The organism is Rhodoluna sp. KAS3 (genome assembly GCF_026000575.1).
Taxonomy (GTDB): Bacteria; Actinomycetota; Actinomycetes; order Actinomycetales; family Microbacteriaceae; genus Rhodoluna.
Genome location: NZ_AP026910.1, coordinates 815,997 through 831,816 on the forward strand (window position 1 = coordinate 815,997; position 15,820 = coordinate 831,816).

Here is a 15,820-nt window from a genome sequence, read left to right on the forward strand (position 1 = left end):
GGCTTTACACATGAGCTATCAAGCAGCGGATGACCGCTATTCGAGCATGAACTATCGCCGCACTGGAAAGAGTGGATTGAAGCTTCCGGAGCTTTCACTCGGACTGTGGCACAACTTTGGCACCAATGATTCGATGACGAATCAGCGTGCAATTTTGCGTCGAGCATTTGACTTAGGAATCACCCACTTTGATCTGGCCAATAACTACGGTCCGGTTCCCGGATCAGCCGAAGAAAATTTTGGTGTCCACCTCGACAAGGACTTCAGACCTTACCGCGACGAGCTTGTAATCTCAACCAAAGCCGGTTACGACATGTGGCCTGGGCCTTACGGTGAATGGGGTTCACGCAAGTACCTACTCGCTTCACTCGACCAAAGCCTGAAGCGCATGAACCTTGACTACGTTGACATTTTTTATTCACACCGATTCGACCCAAACACCCCGCTTGAAGAGACGATGGGTGCGTTGGCAACGGCGGTGCATTCTGGTCGGGCTCTCTATGCAGGTATCTCCAGTTATGACGCCGAGCAGACCCGTCAGGCCAAAGCCATCCTTGAATCTAAAGGTGTACCTCTCTTGATTCACCAACCTCGTTACTCAATGTTCGATCGGACAGCAGAAAAGTCACTATTCGATACGCTAGGCGCCGAGGGCATTGGCTCGATTGTCTTCTCACCATTGGCGCAGGGTTTACTAAGCGACCGCTATTTGGGTGGCGTGGCGCCAAAAGGCTCTCGAGCCGCCCTCAATCACTTTCTAAAAGCTCAAAACATCAGCGATGACTACCTACTGCACGCCAACGCTCTCAACGAAATTGCCAAGCAGCGAGGTCAAACCCTTAGCCAATTGGCGCTGAGCTGGGTTTTGCGGCAACCAACAGTTACCTCAGCCCTCATCGGAGTAAGCAGCGTAAAGCAGTTGGAACAAAACGTTGCAACTTTGAGTTCACCAAAGTTGAGCCTCGAGGAGATTCGGGCAATTGAACCTCATGCCATTCATGGTTTGGGATTGAACTAAAGGAACAAACACACATGGCAACTATTGAACTTGGCGCGGCAAACTTTGGCGACACTGTCGTAAAAGAGGGCATCACCATCGTTGACTTTTGGGCGGAATGGTGTGGCCCTTGCCGCCAATTTGCGCCAGTTTTCGAAGAAGCGTCGAATAAGCGCCCAGAAATCACTTTCGGTAAGGTCGACACCGAGGCGGAGAAACAGCTTGCTGGCGAGGCTGGCATCAGCTCGATTCCAACTTTGATGGTGTTCCGCGATGGCATCTTGCTTTACAACCGCGCTGGGGCATTGCCTGCGGCAGCTTTGGACGAACTAATCACAGCTGTTGAAGGTTTGGACATGGACGAAATTCGCAAAGAAGTCGAGGCCCAGGGCGGCGAAATCGGCGACGTTTCAGAACCTAACTAATCGGTCAAAGAAATAGGCCCGGGGCTGCTGCTCTGGGCCTATTTCTTTAAACAGAATATGGTTCTTTGGTATTCAAGTGAATTGCTCGCTGCCTGAGCTCGAGCCAAACCACAACCAACAAGAGTGGCAACAGAATGTCGGTGACGACGAAAATCGGGTAGTCGGCAAGATAACCGGTGTACCACTGACCTTCTTGGATGAAGAGACTGATGTGGTTGATGATTAGGGATACCGGCCACACCAGAGCGATCACCGGCAAGAATTTTATTGCCGCGGTTCTACCAGCTGCATACAGGCCCATCAGTACCACCGGGCCATTGGCAATCAGCAACCAGCCAAGACCTGTGAGGGTAAGAACAACGCTCCTGACGCCTTCACCCTGGGCATAGGGATTGAATAGGAAGAACGACGGGTAGGTTGCAATCACTAACCAGAACATTGCACTGATAAATACTCCAAAGGTGGCAACCACCAATCGCGTGGTTGCCAGATTCGAGCGGTATCCGTTGGTCATTTTTTCCTCTAATCGATTTCTTTGTTAAGCATTATGGGTAGTCACAGACAATAATCCAGCGGGCTCCGGCAAGGTTGTGCCAGCCATAAACTCCGGTGCCCACTTGCCCCGGAACTTGGCACGCCGATCCAATAATCGGCTCAAAATTCTGGAGTGGTGAGACGTAAATTGCCCCATCTACCGCGTCACTGTGGACGACATAGCCCAACTGAATAATTCGTCCGTTTACCGGCCGAGTCGAGGTCAACTCTCCATCGCCGTTTAGGTACAAAGGAGACCCAGCGGTCCAGGCAGCGGTGTTCAAATCGTGCACTAGGCCGTAGGTGGTTACAAACCCCTCCGCTCCCGGAGCAATACCCTCAGTCAAAACACCGATTACACCGGTTGCACCCAAAACGGAGTTGTTATCGGCATGCACCACATCTAGGAGCCCATTGGATGTTCCAGCCACTCTTACGGCACGGCCATTGACCAGAGCCGTTGCACCGTTGTTGTGAACTCGCTGCACCGACTCTTGGCCAACTTGAAGCGTGACCATGCCACCCTCGAGCTGAAGGTCAAGCGTGCCTACCTCCGGGTTCCAGGTAAATCTGCCTGGCGCCTCGGTTGCATCTTGGGTTACATCAAACTGTAGGTACCCAAGATTCCCTAGGTAATCAAAATCATTCATGTTGAGCGAGATTGACTGATTCTGCGAGTCGTAAACCAGTGGAGCGGTGGCTGAGATCACACCACTCGGGCCCTGTGGACCGGTTAGACCGATGGGACCCTGCACACCTTGAATACCCTGTGGGCCAATTGGACCCTGTGCTCCATCAGCACCGTTTAAGCCTGCCGGACCCTGCGGACCCATGGGTCCTGTGGCGCCAGTCGAACCCTTAGGTCCAGCAGCGCCCGTTGCGCCCATCGGCCCTCGGGCACCGTCTTGGCCTGGTTCTCCCGGGGCACCTGGTTCACCGGGTTGCCCAACCGGACCGGTTGGTCCCTGTGGGCCTGACTGCCCCTGAGATCCACCGGAATTACCCAATGCTCCGCCACTTCCGCCAGAACCACCATTTGAGACCAGATAACTTCCGAGGTCCTCGGTCACGCGAGAAAAGCCGTTCACCGTTGCGACCACGAGTGTGGTGTTAGTGAGGGTTAGAAAAGTTGCTAACGCCAAGACAGCGTTCGAACTTAGTTTGACTGCCATGACATCACCTCTCCCCTTGAGTGCCTATTTTTGATTCTAGCCACAGGAATTCTGTTTACTGGTTTCAAGTTGTTTGATCTAGCGAAAGGAACGAACATGCGAGTAGCCAACAATTCGATGGCAATGGTGGCAACAATTAGCGCCGTTGCCCTGTTCGCTTCCCTAATCGGTTTCTTTGATCCGGCTACCTGCATCGACGTTCAGGCCGAAGGTTGGACCAGCTGCGAGGCTATCGCCGAACAGAGACGTATTGGCTCTTGGTCGATGCTCGGATTGGCGATTATTGGCTTCGCTGTTTCGCTGGTTCGCCGCAAGCGCCGCTAAGCGCCCAAAACCTCTTCGACCGCAAGGTATGGCAGGTCGGGAAAAGCCTGGGCCACGCCGGTAAAGGTTAGTTTTCCATCGTGGGTATTTAGACCCTTGGCCAAAGCTGAATCAGCTGCAACAGCTGCACGCCACCCTAGGTTGGCAATCGCAATTGCATACGGAAGGGTTGCGTTAGTCAACGCGCGCGTGGCAGTAGCAGGAACCGCACCCGGCATATTTGCAACGCAGTAGTAGGTGCAGTTGTGGACTTGAAAAGTTGGGTCGTCGTGAGTGGTCGGTCTGGAATTTTCAAAACACCCACCCTGATCAATTGCGATGTCAACCAGCACCGATCCAGGCTTCATGGCCTGAACCATCTTGCCGGTCACTAACTTCGGCGCTTTTTCTCCGGGAATCAGCACAGACCCAATTACCAAATCGGCATCACGCAACTGCTCAGCAATTTCGTACGCCGTAGAGACTCGAGTCTTAACAGCGCCAGCGAAACGGGCATCGAGTTCGCGCAACTTTGGCAGCGAAACGTCGATCACGGTCACATCGGCCTGCATCCCAAGCGCAATGGTAGCTGCGTGCTCGCCGGCAACGCCGCCACCGATAACCACTACCTTTGCCTTTGGAGCACCAGGGACACCGCCCATCAATAGGCCGGCACCGCCTTGGCTTTTCATCAGGTGATAGGCGCCAATCTGGGCAGATAGGCGTCCAGCGACTTCACTCATCGGCTGCAGAAGCGGAAGCGAACGATTTGCCAGCTGGACCGTCTCATAGGCCAGCGCTGTGGTGCCAGCCTTGAGCAGTGCCTCGGTGCAAGCTCGCGAGGCAGCGAGGTGCAGGTAGGTGAAGAGGATTTGGTTTGGTCTCAATAAGTCATACTCGCTGGCGATTGGCTCTTTAACCTTGATGACCATCTCGGCACCCGACCAAACCTCAGAGGCTGTAGCCAACACTTGCGCACCTTCTCCCAGGTAATCAGCGTCACTGAAGCCGGAACCGACACCCGCACCCGCTTGTACAGCCACCGAGTGACCGTGCCTAACAAGTTCGTGCACTCCAGCTGGAGTTAGTGCTACTCGGTTTTCGTTGTTTTTTACCTCTTTAGGTACACCGATGTGCATTTGAATCTCCTTCGATACTTGCGGTCAAGTTTGCAGGATACTCAAGCGTGCGGTGAGTTAACCGTGGATTATTCGACAAATTATGAGTATTCTCAAAATAACTTCACAAAGGGGCTCGAGAATGAACGGTTCAGCGAAGAAATTTCAGCGTGAACTTGATGAGATTGACATCGAATTGCTGCGCTTACTGAGCAGCAATGCCCGCATGACCAACGCCGATCTAGCCGCATCGGTCGGAATTGCTCAATCAACCTGCATTACCCGAGTTCGCAGCTTGATTAGTGACGGGGTGATCCGCAGCTTCACTGCCAACATCGAGCCCAGTGCAGTAGGCCTCGAAAGCCAGGTGCTTATTTCGGTAACGCTGAGAGCTGGTGCGCGCGCCCACCTGAGCGATTTTATGAATGAAATGCGGGCACTACCCGAAGTGATTCAAGTGTTCTTTCTCGGTGGCGCTGAGGACTTTATGGTTCACCTAGCGGTCAAGGACAACAATCAGGTGCGTGAATTCGTGCTGGAAAATCTCTCGAACAATGCAACCGTTGCGTCAACCAGAACCAACCTGGTCTTCGAACACTTCCACAAGGGGCCACTCACATAGTTTTACTTGGCGGCTATCGCTGCTTCAATTGCCGAAACAACCTCTGGGGCATCCGGCTTGGTGGTCGGTCTAAAACGCTTGATTGAACCGTCTCGCAAGACCAAGAACTTTTCAAAGTTCCACATGACGGGTCCGGCTAGGCCCGCACTGTCCTTGGCTTTTACTAACTCCTCGAACAGCGGGTGTCGGTTTCGGCCGTTTACCTTGACTCGCTCGGTCAGTGGAAAAGTGACCCCAAATGTGGTTTTGCAGAACTCTGCAATCGCGTCGCTCGATCCAAGCTCCTGCATGAACTGATTCGAAGGCATACCCAAAACCGTGAACCCTTGATTTTCATATTTCTCTTGCAGCGCTTCTAAAGCCTCATACTGCGGCGTTAGCCCGCAGCGTGATGCAACATTTACGACCAAGACAACCTTGCCGGCAAAATCAGCAAAAGATTTCTTGGTGCCATCAATCATGGTGAGTTCGATCTGGTTTAGAGTCATGCGCTTATCAAGTGACTGTTTAGCAAATTACTTCCCGAATAATTCCCAATCGAAACGCCCGTACGATAAGAAAACCATTGAGGTAACTTCAAGTGCCACCTAAAAGCTAGGACAGAAATGAACCCGCTACTGAACCTGCGTAAGTCGATCGGCTTTGGTTTTATGAATGCTTCATGGCCCGGGTCGCCAGTGCTCACTGACGAAAAGGCTCGCGAAGCTTTTCTTGATGTCTTGAGATTCGCACTTGATGAGGGTGTCGCTTTCTTTGATACCGCAGACATCTATGCCCCTAGCTGGGACGCGATGGGCCACAACGAAATTTTGCTGGCTGATGCAATTGACGGCTGGTCAGGCTCGGCTGAACAAAAACAGAGTCTCATTTTGGCCACCAAGGGCGGAATCACTCGCAGCGAAGGTGAAGTCTGGGGTCGAAACGCAAGTGCCGATTACCTAGTTAGGGCCGCTGAGCGCTCGGCTAAAAATCTGAGGGTAGCCGTTATCCCGGTTTGGCAGCACCACCGGCTAGATCCATCACGAACTTTTTCTGAGGCATTGGCTGGCCTCAAGGCAGTCAAAGCCTCGGGCATCGCAAGGCACATCGGTGTAAGCAATTACAACGCCAAGCAATTGCGAGCCGCTTTTGATGCTGTCGGTGGCCCCGCCGATGGTGGCTTGGTGTCAGTTCAGAATCAACTGAATCCGGTTTATCACCACGACATGGATGTTCTGGAGATTTGCGAGGAACTGGGTCTGGCTTACCTGCCCTGGTCGCCGATGATGGGTGCGCGCAGCACCGAGAGCGAGAGCAAGTCATACGGGATTCTGGATGCAATTGCGCAGGCTCAGGGAGTCAGCAGATTTGCCGTAGCCAGCGCTTGGCTGCGAAGCCTTTCACCAAACTTGGTGGTTATGCCTGGAGTCACAAAACGTGAATCGGTGGTGGATTCCCTAACCGGTTTGGATTTTCTTTTGTCGGATTCCGATTTAGCTCGACTCAATCGCGAATTGGAGTCCGGTCCGGTGCATCACGAAATCATCAGCGATCAACCGCTGGCTGACTAAAGGGCGCCCCCGGCAGGAATCGAACCTGCGACCAAGAGATTAGAAGGCTCTTGCTCTATCCACTGAGCTACGAGGGCTAGCCCCGACATTGGGACCCTGATAGTTTACCGTCGACTTCGAGACCATGGTTAGAGTTAGAGCGTGCTAGGGCGATTGATAACTATTTCCAGACCGGTTCTGTGGATTAACACCATCGGAACGACACTCATGGCCGTTTGGCTTACCGGAGAGCTCTGGCGGTGGGACTCCATCTGGTTGCTGATTTGGGTGACACTGCCTTTCAACCTGCTGATTTATGGCATCAACGACATCTTTGATCAAGAAACAGACAACATCAATATTCGCAAGGGTGGATTTGGTGGCGCCAAGATTGACCCGCGCGAGGTGCCCTGGATTACATGGGGTGTAATTCTGACCAATGCACCCTTCTTGATTTTCTTTGGCCTCAACTACTCACTCGAAGCCAACATCTGGATTTGGGCCTACAGCCTAACTTTCTTGTTCTACTCAGCCCCGCCGGCTAGGTTCAAGGGCCGCCCGTTCTTGGACTCAATTAGCAACGCGGATTACGCCTTTCCGCTGGCTTTTGTGCCTCTTGCACTCGGCGAGGAACCAATCTGGCTGGCAGTGTTTGCCCTGATGGCCTGGAGCCTTGCCAAGCACACCTACGACGCAATCCAAGACATCGATGAGGACGCATTTGTTGGAATCAAAACCACTGCCGTGTATCTTGGCGTCAACAAATCGCTGGTGTGGGTTGGCTTCTGGTGGATTGTTTCGACAATCCTGTTCTGGTTTGTCAACATTCCACTAGCTCTAGCAAACTTGGCCTACGCAGCCTGGTTGATATGGCTGATTAGACAAGACAACTCAACCCAGAACGCCAAGCGCGTCTATAAGTACTCGGTGGCTTACCCCTATGTGGTTGGTTCAGTAGCGGGCGTTCAAATAGTCACCGCTATTGTCTTGGGCGCAATCTGATGACCAAAAGAATTGTTGTAGTTGGCGCCGGCCTAGGTGGCCTAACGGCTGCCGCGCTTTTAGCCAAAGCCGGCCACCACGTCACAGTTCTAGAGCGCAATAGCTGGATCGGCGGTAAATCAAGGCGCATCGATGTGGCCGGCCAGCGGATTGACACCGGACCATCGCTGGTGACATTCCCCACCGTGCTTGAAGAGCTTTTCAACCGCTATGACGCGCGGGGCACCACTGGGGAGGCTGCGAAACTCGCGGCACTTGAGCTAGAAAAACTGCCCGAGGTTGGCAGGTATTACTTCGGGTCCGAAATCGTTGACTTACCTGTTCCTGCGGACCACCCGTGGCACGAGGCTTGGGTGCGATTTGAATCCGAACATGGCCACCTCGGCCCCGAAATCACCAACCTGTTGACCTCAGACCCTTTTGATGCGGCAACCCTGCCGGCGGTGACCGCGATTACCAAGACCTATGGGCGTCACCTATCAACTCGGGCGTACCTGAATAGCCTCGATTGGATGCCTGACGGATTGCGAGAGGTGATTGCCATTCACACGCTAAATGCGGGCATCTCGCCAGAACGCACTTTGGCGCTTTATGCAACAATTGCGGGCGTCATGGCCAAGGAGGGAATCTTTGTTCCACGCGGTGGCGTTTATGAAATTGCCCTGGCCCTTGGCCGACTTGCCTCGACAGCCGGCGCAGAAATTATCACTGGCGTTGAAGTCAAGAAAATTTCAAAAGGCTCAGTACGCACCAGTGACCAAACTTATGAGGCTGACTACATCATTGCGGCCACTGATGCTCAAGTCACCGATCGACTGCTCGGCAACAAGCGCCGCAAACCAAAGCGCGTATCTTGCTCGGGAGTAGCGATTTTTGCCGTCTTGAAAGAGCCGCTCCCTGCGGGCACAGTTACCCACTCGGTAATAATGCCCTCAGACCCTCGAGCCCTGCACAAGGCTTTGGACCAAACTGTGGTTCCCAACGAGACTATGGCGTTTTTGAATTACTACGAACCTGGCCACATTTACCCAAATGACAAAGCCACCGCCGCAATATTGCTCACAGCCCCGGCCAACGGTGAGCACTTTGACCTAAATGACGAGTTCGTTCAAGCTCAACTAAAACGAATCAGCGATCAGATTGGCTTGGAGAGAAACATCCAAGACCTGATTCTGGACTACAAAATTTTGGACCCCGGATACTTTGCTGAATTTGGAGCAAACGGAGGCTCGCTTTACGGGACTACTCGACCAATTTGGCAGGGCGGCCCGCTTCACCTACCCGGATACAACTCGCTGTGGCGCCCATGGCTTTGGCGTGTAGGGGCCTCGGTGCATCCAGGCGGCGGAATTCCAGCCGTCCTAGGTGGCGCGATGATCTCTTCGGCTCGTCTAATCAATCGAATCGGGGCTAAAAATTAAGGCTGTTCGCGCTATAGCCCGGCTTTTACTGGGGGCGGCATTGGTTTTTGCCGGAACCGGTCACCTAACTTTTGCGCGTTCCGAATTTCAAGCTCAGGTTCCAACCTGGGTTCCGCTCGATCCTGACTTTGTAGTCGTTGCCTCCGGTGTGGTCGAGGTGCTAATCGGTTTGGGATTAGTTTTTTGGCCAAGCAAAAAGCGCGTTTTCGGCTGGCTAGCAGCAGGACTATTCGTGGCCGTGTTTCCCGGCAACATCTCACAGTGGATCACTCAGACTGACGCATTTGGTTTAAATACCGATTCGGCAAGAGCGATTCGACTGGCCTTCCAACCGCTGCTAATTCTTTGGGCACTGTGGTCGACAGGGATCCTCGGTGATGTTTGGCGCAAACGGGCGTATTCTAAAAATAAGTTCTAGTTAGAAGGAGAATTCCATGAAGGTCCCGGGGAAAGTAATAGTCGTTACCGGCGCCGGCAGCGGAATGGGGCGTCAGCTAACGATTGAACTGGTAAGCCGTGGAGCCAAGGTTGCTGCAATCGACCTTCGCGAGGAATCCCTGCTTGAAACAAAAACACTTGCCGGCGGAAGCGTTGAAACCTTCGTGCTCGACATAACCGACGCAGCAGCGGTGGCGGAGCTACCTCAAAAAATAGAAGCCGCCCTCGGTTCTGTTGACGGTCTAATCAACAATGCCGGCATCATCCAACCTTTTGTAAAAATCAACGAACTTACTTTGGAACAAGCTGCGCGAGTCATGAAGGTGAACTTCGATGGCCCGCTAATGATGACCAAGGCATTTCTGCCTGGTTTGATTAATCGCCCAGAAGCCCACATTCTCAACGTCTCTTCAATGGGTGCTTACGCCCCGGTCCCTGGCCAAAGCGTGTACGGAGCTTCCAAAGCTGCCATCAAGTTGTTCACCGAAGGACTTCGATCTGAACTGGCAGCCACCAACATCGGTGTCACCATCGTGTTCCCTGGAGCTATTGCAACTAACATCGCGGCGAATTCTGGAATGGCAATGCCTGCCGATGCGGCAACTGAAAGCAAATTCAAGACGACTCCCGCACCGATTGCGGCACACGCGATGATTGAAGCGATTGAGCACAACCGGCCGCGAATCACTATCGGCAGCGATGCTCGACTTATGGATATCATTAGCCGCATCAATCCTGTTTTTGCAGCCAACCTGATCCAGAAGCAGATGGCCTCACTACTCAAGTAAACTTGGGTCTCATGACTAAAGTTCTTGCATCCCTACCTGTTGGTGAAAAAGTCGGCATTGCCTTTTCTGGTGGCCTAGACACTTCTGTTGCTGTGGCATGGATGCGTGAAAAAGGCGCGGTTCCTTACTCATACACAGCCAACCTTGGTCAGTACGACGAAGACGACATTGATTCAATTCCAGATCGCGCTCTGGTTTACGGCGCCGAAGCTGGACGCCTAGTCGACTGCCGCCAGTCACTTGCAGAAGAGGGACTTGCTGCCTTGGCGTGCGGCGCATTCCACATCCGTACCGGCGGCAAGGTTTACTTCAACACCACTCCCCTGGGCCGAGTCGTCACCGGAACCATGCTGGTGCGCGCAATGCACCAGGACGGTGTTGAAATCTGGGGCGACGGATCAACCTACAAGGGCAATGACATTGAGCGCTTCTACCGCTATGGTCTTTTGGCCAACCCAAACCTAAGAATTTACAAGCCTTGGCTTGACGCTGACTTTGTCAACGAGCTCGGCGGTCGCCACGAAATGAGCGAATGGCTACTCGAGCGCAAACTGCCTTACCGTGCATCAGTAGAGAAGGCGTATTCAACGGATGCCAACATGCTGGGCGCGACCCACGAGGCAAAGACCCTGGAAAACTTGGATACCTCATACGAAATCGTCGAGCCAATCATGGGTGTGAAGTTCTGGGACCCATCAGTGGAAATTGAGACTGAAGACGTTAAGATCACATTCCGTCAGGGCCGACCGGTGGCAATCAATGGTGAAAGCCTTGAAAACGCTGTTGACCTAATTATGAAAGCCAACGAAATTGGTGGGCGCCACGGGCTAGGCATGAGCGACCAGATCGAAAACCGCATTATTGAGGCCAAGAGTCGCGGCATTTACGAGGCTCCGGGCATGGCTTTGATTCACATCGCCTACGAGCGCCTAATCTCGGCAATTCACAATGAGGACACCGTAGCGGCTTACCACGCAGAAGGCCGCCGAATGGGCCGCCTACTTTACGAAGGCCGCTGGCTAGACCCTCAGACCCTGATGCTGCGTGAATCACTCACTAAGTGGGTTGCCTCAGCAGTAAATGGATCTGTGACCCTGCGCCTACGTCGCGGAGATGACTACACCATTGTGAACACTGAGGGTGAAAACTTTAGCTACCACCCTGAGAAGCTGTCGATGGAACGCACCGAGGATGCAGCGTTTGGCCCAACCGACCGAATCGGCCAGCTGACCATGCGCAACCTTGACATCGCTGACACCCGTCAAAAGCTAGACATGTACCGCAAGCAAGGACAAATTGAAGGCGGCCAGTTCGAACTGGCTTAAAAAGCTTTTCTAGGAATACCTCTACTGACCCCTGGGTTAGCCTAGAGGTATTGCTATTTAAGGGGCCCAATGCATCTTCTATCCAAGCTCAGTCTTGCTAATCGCTCAGTCGTCGCGCTAATCACCGCAATTGTCGCGGTTTTCGGCTTCATCTCACTCGGATCATTGAAGCAAGAGCTCATTCCGAGCTTTGAGACACCGCAGGCTGCAATTGTCACGACCTACATCGGGGCCTCTCCAGAGGTTATCGATAAGCAGGTAAGCCAGCCAATTGAAAATGCCGTTCGGCAGCTAGATGGGCTAGTCACCTCGACTTCAACCTCCCAAAGCAACATCTCTATTGTTCGCGTTGAGTTTGACTACGGAGTCACCTCCGCACAGGTCAAAGAGGACCTTGCCGCTGCCCTAGCTACAGTTCAATCCTCACTTCCAGAGGATGCAAATGCTGAGATTTTGTCGGGCAGCTTTGACAGCGTTCCTATTTTGGTGCTGGGTGTATCTGACAACTCGGGCAACAACGATGAGCTGGCTCAAACTTTGCCAGACATCGCAGAACCACTGTTCGGCGAGATTCCGGGCATGCGCGAAGTCTCAATTTCTGGCGCGGCCGAGAAACGAATCAATCTGAAACTTGACCAGGCCAAACTGGCGGCCAACGGTCTTTCTCAGCAGTCGATTACCACTGCCCTTCAGTCAAATGGTTTCGTGATTCCTGCGGGAACCATCGATGATGCAGATGGCCAGATTTCTGTAGAAGTTGGCGAGACCGTTAATTCAGTGGAAGATTTTAAGAACCTTCCGCTCATCGGCACCAGAACTTCGGTGACCACCCCTACGGTTCCGACAATCCCGGGAATGCCAAGCTTCACCGGCACCCCGACGGTTTCTACCTCGACCGTTGCGTTGAAGGTGTCGGACGTTGCAACCGTGAGCTACGAAGATGCCCCGGTTACCAGCATTGCGCGCGTAAACGGCAACTCGGTATTGTCTATCGCGTTTACCAAGACTCAGGATGCAAACACAGTCGCCATCTCCCACGCCGTTGAAGAGAAGTTGACCGAACTTCAAGACAAGCTTGGTGGCGATGTCACTATCGTGACTGTTTTTGACCAGGCACCTTATGTTGAAAAGTCGCTCGAGAACCTAACCACCGAGGGCCTACTGGGACTTGGCTTTGCAGTGCTAATCATCTTGGTTTTCTTGATGTCCGTTCGATCAACTTTGGTTACGGCAATTTCCATTCCAACCTCGGTTCTCATCACGTTTATAGGTTTGAGCGCCTTTGATTACTCACTGAATCTGTTCACATTGAGCGCTTTGACTATTGCTATCGGTCGAGTCGTCGATGACTCAATCGTGGTAATCGAGAACATCAACCGTCACCTTTCGTACGGCGAAGAAAAGAAACAGGCAATTATTCGCTCGGTTCGAGAGGTTGCCGGAGCAATCACCGCAGCGACCATCACCACAGTTGCGGTGTTCCTGCCGATTGCCCTAGTCGGCGGCCTGGTGGGCGAGCTATTCCGTCCGTTCTCATTCACCTTCGCAATCGCGCTGGTTGCCTCACTGTTCGTCTCGTTAACCATCGTTCCGGTGTTGGCTTACTGGTTCTTGAAGTCACCTAAGGGCATCGTTCACGAATCGGAAGAGGCAGCACGTCAGCACGAGGCAGAGGTCCGCGAGGCCGAGGAAGCCAAGGAAAGAAAGAGCTGGTTGCAGCGCGGCTACATCCCGGTTCTAAATTGGACCCAGCGCCGACCAGTGGTAACCCTACTGGCGTCTTTCTTGATTTTGGTGTTCACTTTTGGACTTGTGCCTCAGTTGAAAACCGACTTCATCGGCTCATCGGGTTCAAATAGCTTTGTGCTGAACCAAACCCTGCCTGCCGGCGCAACATTCGAACAACAGGATGAAGCCGCGGCAAAACTCGAGGCCGTGCTCTTAGACGAACCAGCAGTGGACGTTGTTCAGACAACCATTGGCTCATCGGGCGACGGACGTGTGGCATTTGGTGGTGCAGCCGGCGGAACATCACTTCAGGTGACAACAGCTGACGGAACCGATCAGGTTGCCCTTCAGGAAAAGCTTGAGGCCAAGTTCGCAGCCGACTCAAGCCTCGGAGAGGTCAAATTCACATCGGGTGGCGGCGAGGCCTTTGGTGGCTCGAGCACCATCGACATCAAGGTAATCGCCTCTAGTGATGAAAATCTGAACCAAGCAATCTCCGCGATTCAGGCAGCTATGGCCGACACTCCGGATGTATCAGGTGTGACAAACTCGCTTGCCGAAAAACAAAGGACCCTGCGCATTACGGTAGACCGAATGGCAGCAGCTGAGAAGGGTCTTACTGAAGTTGCTGTTGGTGGCATCGTGGCGTCGACCATGCGTCCAACCAGCATCGGCAAGGTCAACATCGATAACGTCGAGACACCGATCTACATCGTCAAGACCGACATCCCTGAGACCGTCGCGGAAGTTGAAGCCATCAACATTCCAACAGCGACCGGCCTAATCAAGCTTTCATCGATTGCCAAAATCGAAGAGGTTGAGGTGCCGGTATCAATCTCGAGCGAAAAGGGTGACCGAACCGCAAAGGTCTCATTGACCCCTTCGGGAGATAACTTGGGTGCCATCTCAGCAGACGTAACCAAGCGCCTAGAAGATGTCAGCCTTCCGGCCGGAACCACAGCAACAATTGGTGGAGTCAGCGCCTCACAGGCTGAATCATTCGGCCAGCTCGGGCTAGCGCTGCTGGCTGCGATTGCGATCGTATTTGTTGTCATGGTCGCAACGTTCTCAAGCATCATTCAGCCGCTGATCCTGCTCATCTCCATTCCGTTCGCCGCTACCGGCGCCCTGGGCATGCTACTCATTACTGACACAGCACTGGGTGTTCCTGCGCTGATCGGAATGTTGCTCCTCGTGGGCATCGTAGTAACCAACGCGATTGTGCTGATCGACCTAATCAATCAGTACCGAAGAGAAGGTCGCCCAACGCAGGTTGCCATCATGGACGGCGCAAGACAGCGTCTTCGCCCAATTCTGATGACTGCGCTTGCCACCATTTTTGCCCTAACTCCGATGGCCCTCGGGTTCACCGGCGGTGGCGGTTTCATCTCGCAGCCTCTGGCCGTGGTTGTTATCGGTGGCTTGTTCTCTTCAACCGTGCTAACCCTGGTGATCGTGCCGGTTCTTTACTGGCTGGTAGAAGGCCGCAAGGAGCGCAAGGCAGCTAGACGCACCCGAAAGGCAAGCAAAGCCGCAGGTGCGGTTTCGCCTGCTCAGCTTGATAACTAGCCGCAATCGGTAGAATTGGGAGGTCCTCGGCTTTTGTCGGGGGCCTCCTCTACTTTTGGAACGTGATTGAGATTTCAGAGAACCTCGTTTGGATCGACTGTGAAATGACCGGCTTGAACCCGGAGTCGGATTGCCTAGTTGAGGTAGCGGTAGTTATCACTAACTCCGAGTTAGAAATCCTCGACGAAGGTTTTGATGTGGTCATCAAACCACGTGAGGATTCTTGGGCAAACATGAACGATTTTGTTCGCAACATGCACACCGAATCCGGCCTAATCAACGAGGTAGAAAACGGCCTCGAGCTTGCTGACGCAGAGCACCTGATCCTCGAATACATCAAGCGCTTTGTACCTAACGCCAAAGAGGCTCCCCTAGCGGGCAACACCATCGGCACTGACCGCATGTTCCTGAACCGCTACATGCCAGAACTAGACCAACACCTGCACTATCGAAACATCGATGTCTCTTCGATCAAAGAACTTACCCGTCGTTGGTACCCGAGAGTTTATTTTCAGATGCCAAAGAAGGGCGGCGGTCACCGCGCTTTGGCTGACATTCTCGAATCGATTCAAGAGCTTCGCTACTACCGCGAGACCGTTATGGTTCCGCTTCCTGGCCCAACCTCAGAGCAGGCCAAGGCAGCTGCCGAGTTGGTAGCTAAAAACTAACCGCATTCATCTCCACAATCTAGCCGAACGCACGTAAACAACTGATAGACTCTATGAGTTGTTGCGTAAGGCACAGCACTTGGTGGGTATAGCTCAGCTGGTAGAGCACCTGGTTGTGGTCCAGGGGGTCGCGGGTTCAAGCCCCGTTACTCACCCCAAGAAAAAATCCCGATGACTTAGG

The 15,820-nt window shown here is 53.2% G+C and carries 16 protein-coding genes and 2 tRNA genes; 13 read left to right on the forward strand and 5 right to left on the reverse strand.

What is annotated here, in order from left to right; all coding sequences use genetic code 11:
• Positions 1 to 10 precede the first annotated feature (10 nt).
• Both OO731_RS04055 and trxA read left to right on the forward strand, forming a co-directional pair.
• Positions 11 to 1,018, forward strand: a complete 1,008-nt coding sequence (locus OO731_RS04055; RefSeq protein ID WP_264889756.1) for an aldo/keto reductase — start codon at positions 11 to 13, stop codon at positions 1,016 to 1,018.
• Positions 1,019 to 1,032: 14 nt separating this feature from the next.
• The gene (gene trxA, locus OO731_RS04060) at positions 1,033 to 1,422 is read left to right on the forward strand and encodes a thioredoxin (protein ID WP_264889757.1); all 390 of its coding nucleotides are present in this window, start codon (positions 1,033 to 1,035) and stop codon (positions 1,420 to 1,422) included.
• A gap of 46 nt (positions 1,423 to 1,468) precedes the next feature.
• Here the strand turns inward: trxA and OO731_RS04065 are convergent, their stop codons facing one another.
• Entirely contained in the window at positions 1,469 to 1,936 is a 468-nt protein-coding gene (locus OO731_RS04065; RefSeq protein ID WP_264889758.1) for a hypothetical protein, read from the reverse strand.
• Between the two features lie 31 nt (positions 1,937 to 1,967).
• Complete coding sequence (locus OO731_RS04070) at positions 1,968 to 3,128, reverse strand: collagen-like protein (RefSeq protein ID WP_264889759.1); 1,161 nt, start codon at positions 3,126 to 3,128, stop codon at positions 1,968 to 1,970.
• 96 nt (positions 3,129 to 3,224) lie between these two features.
• Between OO731_RS04070 and OO731_RS04075 the strand changes: the two genes are divergently transcribed.
• On the forward strand, positions 3,225 to 3,452 hold the full coding sequence (locus OO731_RS04075; RefSeq protein WP_138275520.1) for a hypothetical protein: 228 nt from the start codon (positions 3,225 to 3,227) through the stop codon (positions 3,450 to 3,452).
• On the opposite strand, the gene ald is transcribed toward OO731_RS04075, so the two are convergent.
• Positions 3,449 to 4,570 carry an alanine dehydrogenase gene (gene ald, locus OO731_RS04080; protein ID WP_264889760.1) on the reverse strand — a complete coding sequence of 374 codons (1,122 nt, stop codon included), beginning with the start codon at positions 4,568 to 4,570 and terminating at the stop codon, positions 3,449 to 3,451. The genes OO731_RS04075 and ald overlap by 4 nt on opposite strands.
• A 121-nt stretch (positions 4,571 to 4,691) precedes the next feature.
• Between ald and OO731_RS04085 the strand changes: the two genes are divergently transcribed.
• Complete coding sequence (locus OO731_RS04085) at positions 4,692 to 5,171, forward strand: Lrp/AsnC family transcriptional regulator (protein WP_264889761.1); 480 nt, start codon at positions 4,692 to 4,694, stop codon at positions 5,169 to 5,171.
• A gap of 2 nt (positions 5,172 to 5,173) precedes the next feature.
• Here the strand turns inward: OO731_RS04085 and OO731_RS04090 are convergent, their stop codons facing one another.
• On the reverse strand, positions 5,174 to 5,659 hold the full coding sequence (locus OO731_RS04090; RefSeq protein ID WP_264889762.1) for a glutathione peroxidase: 486 nt from the start codon (positions 5,657 to 5,659) through the stop codon (positions 5,174 to 5,176).
• 117 nt (positions 5,660 to 5,776) lie between these two features.
• Here OO731_RS04090 and OO731_RS04095 point away from each other — a divergent pair, with 117 nt between their 5' ends.
• The gene (locus OO731_RS04095; RefSeq protein WP_264889763.1) at positions 5,777 to 6,721 is read left to right on the forward strand and encodes an aldo/keto reductase; all 945 of its coding nucleotides are present in this window, start codon (positions 5,777 to 5,779) and stop codon (positions 6,719 to 6,721) included.
• A gap of 4 nt (positions 6,722 to 6,725) precedes the next feature.
• Here the strand turns inward: OO731_RS04095 and OO731_RS04100 are convergent.
• A tRNA-Arg gene (locus OO731_RS04100) sits at positions 6,726 to 6,798 on the reverse strand.
• 64 nt (positions 6,799 to 6,862) lie between these two features.
• Between OO731_RS04100 and OO731_RS04105 the strand changes: the two genes are divergently transcribed.
• The 8 genes from OO731_RS04105 to OO731_RS04140 all read left to right on the forward strand — a co-directional run bounded on the left by OO731_RS04105 (position 6,863) and on the right by OO731_RS04140 (position 15,797).
• A complete protein-coding gene (locus OO731_RS04105) occupies positions 6,863 to 7,702 on the forward strand; it encodes a UbiA family prenyltransferase (RefSeq protein ID WP_346732376.1) in 840 nt (279 codons plus the stop codon).
• Positions 7,702 to 9,123: an FAD-dependent oxidoreductase gene (locus OO731_RS04110; protein ID WP_264889764.1), complete on the forward strand. Its 1,422-nt coding sequence runs from the start codon at positions 7,702 to 7,704 to the stop codon at positions 9,121 to 9,123. Before OO731_RS04105 ends, OO731_RS04110 begins: the two co-directional genes overlap by 1 nt.
• Positions 9,119 to 9,541, forward strand: coding sequence for a hypothetical protein (locus OO731_RS04115; RefSeq protein ID WP_264890666.1), 423 nt, complete (start codon positions 9,119 to 9,121; stop codon positions 9,539 to 9,541). Before OO731_RS04110 ends, OO731_RS04115 begins: the two co-directional genes overlap by 5 nt.
• A 16-nt stretch (positions 9,542 to 9,557) precedes the next feature.
• On the forward strand, positions 9,558 to 10,349 hold the full coding sequence (locus tag OO731_RS04120; RefSeq protein WP_264889765.1) for an SDR family NAD(P)-dependent oxidoreductase: 792 nt from the start codon (positions 9,558 to 9,560) through the stop codon (positions 10,347 to 10,349).
• An 11-nt stretch (positions 10,350 to 10,360) separates the two neighbouring features.
• Positions 10,361 to 11,674 carry an argininosuccinate synthase gene (gene argG / locus OO731_RS04125; protein ID WP_138316409.1) on the forward strand — a complete coding sequence of 438 codons (1,314 nt, stop codon included), beginning with the start codon at positions 10,361 to 10,363 and terminating at the stop codon, positions 11,672 to 11,674.
• 69 nt (positions 11,675 to 11,743) lie between these two features.
• On the forward strand, positions 11,744 to 14,971 hold the full coding sequence (locus tag OO731_RS04130; protein WP_264889766.1) for an efflux RND transporter permease subunit: 3,228 nt from the start codon (positions 11,744 to 11,746) through the stop codon (positions 14,969 to 14,971).
• 62 nt (positions 14,972 to 15,033) lie between these two features.
• The gene (gene orn / locus OO731_RS04135) at positions 15,034 to 15,639 is read left to right on the forward strand and encodes an oligoribonuclease (protein ID WP_138275531.1); all 606 of its coding nucleotides are present in this window, start codon (positions 15,034 to 15,036) and stop codon (positions 15,637 to 15,639) included.
• Between the two features lie 82 nt (positions 15,640 to 15,721).
• A tRNA-His gene (locus OO731_RS04140) sits at positions 15,722 to 15,797 on the forward strand.
• Positions 15,798 to 15,820 lie beyond the last annotated feature (23 nt).

Excerpts from the sequence above, each read along its gene's own strand:
- OO731_RS04055 (WP_264889756.1), top strand. The coding sequence starts at position 11 with ATGAGCTATCAAGCAGCGGATGACCGCTATTCGAGCATGAACTATCGC.
- trxA (WP_264889757.1), top strand. The coding sequence starts at position 1,033 with ATGGCAACTATTGAACTTGGCGCGGCAAACTTTGGCGACACTGTCGTA.
- OO731_RS04065 (WP_264889758.1), bottom strand. The coding sequence starts at position 1,936 with ATGACCAACGGATACCGCTCGAATCTGGCAACCACGCGATTGGTGGTT.
- OO731_RS04070 (WP_264889759.1), bottom strand. The coding sequence starts at position 3,128 with ATGGCAGTCAAACTAAGTTCGAACGCTGTCTTGGCGTTAGCAACTTTT.
- OO731_RS04075 (WP_138275520.1), top strand. The coding sequence starts at position 3,225 with ATGCGAGTAGCCAACAATTCGATGGCAATGGTGGCAACAATTAGCGCC.
- ald (WP_264889760.1), bottom strand. The coding sequence starts at position 4,570 with ATGCACATCGGTGTACCTAAAGAGGTAAAAAACAACGAAAACCGAGTA.
- OO731_RS04085 (WP_264889761.1), top strand. The coding sequence starts at position 4,692 with ATGAACGGTTCAGCGAAGAAATTTCAGCGTGAACTTGATGAGATTGAC.
- OO731_RS04090 (WP_264889762.1), bottom strand. The coding sequence starts at position 5,659 with ATGACTCTAAACCAGATCGAACTCACCATGATTGATGGCACCAAGAAA.
- OO731_RS04095 (WP_264889763.1), top strand. The coding sequence starts at position 5,777 with ATGAACCCGCTACTGAACCTGCGTAAGTCGATCGGCTTTGGTTTTATG.
- OO731_RS04110 (WP_264889764.1), top strand. The coding sequence starts at position 7,702 with ATGACCAAAAGAATTGTTGTAGTTGGCGCCGGCCTAGGTGGCCTAACG.
- OO731_RS04120 (WP_264889765.1), top strand. The coding sequence starts at position 9,558 with ATGAAGGTCCCGGGGAAAGTAATAGTCGTTACCGGCGCCGGCAGCGGA.
- argG (WP_138316409.1), top strand. The coding sequence starts at position 10,361 with ATGACTAAAGTTCTTGCATCCCTACCTGTTGGTGAAAAAGTCGGCATT.
- OO731_RS04130 (WP_264889766.1), top strand. The coding sequence starts at position 11,744 with ATGCATCTTCTATCCAAGCTCAGTCTTGCTAATCGCTCAGTCGTCGCG.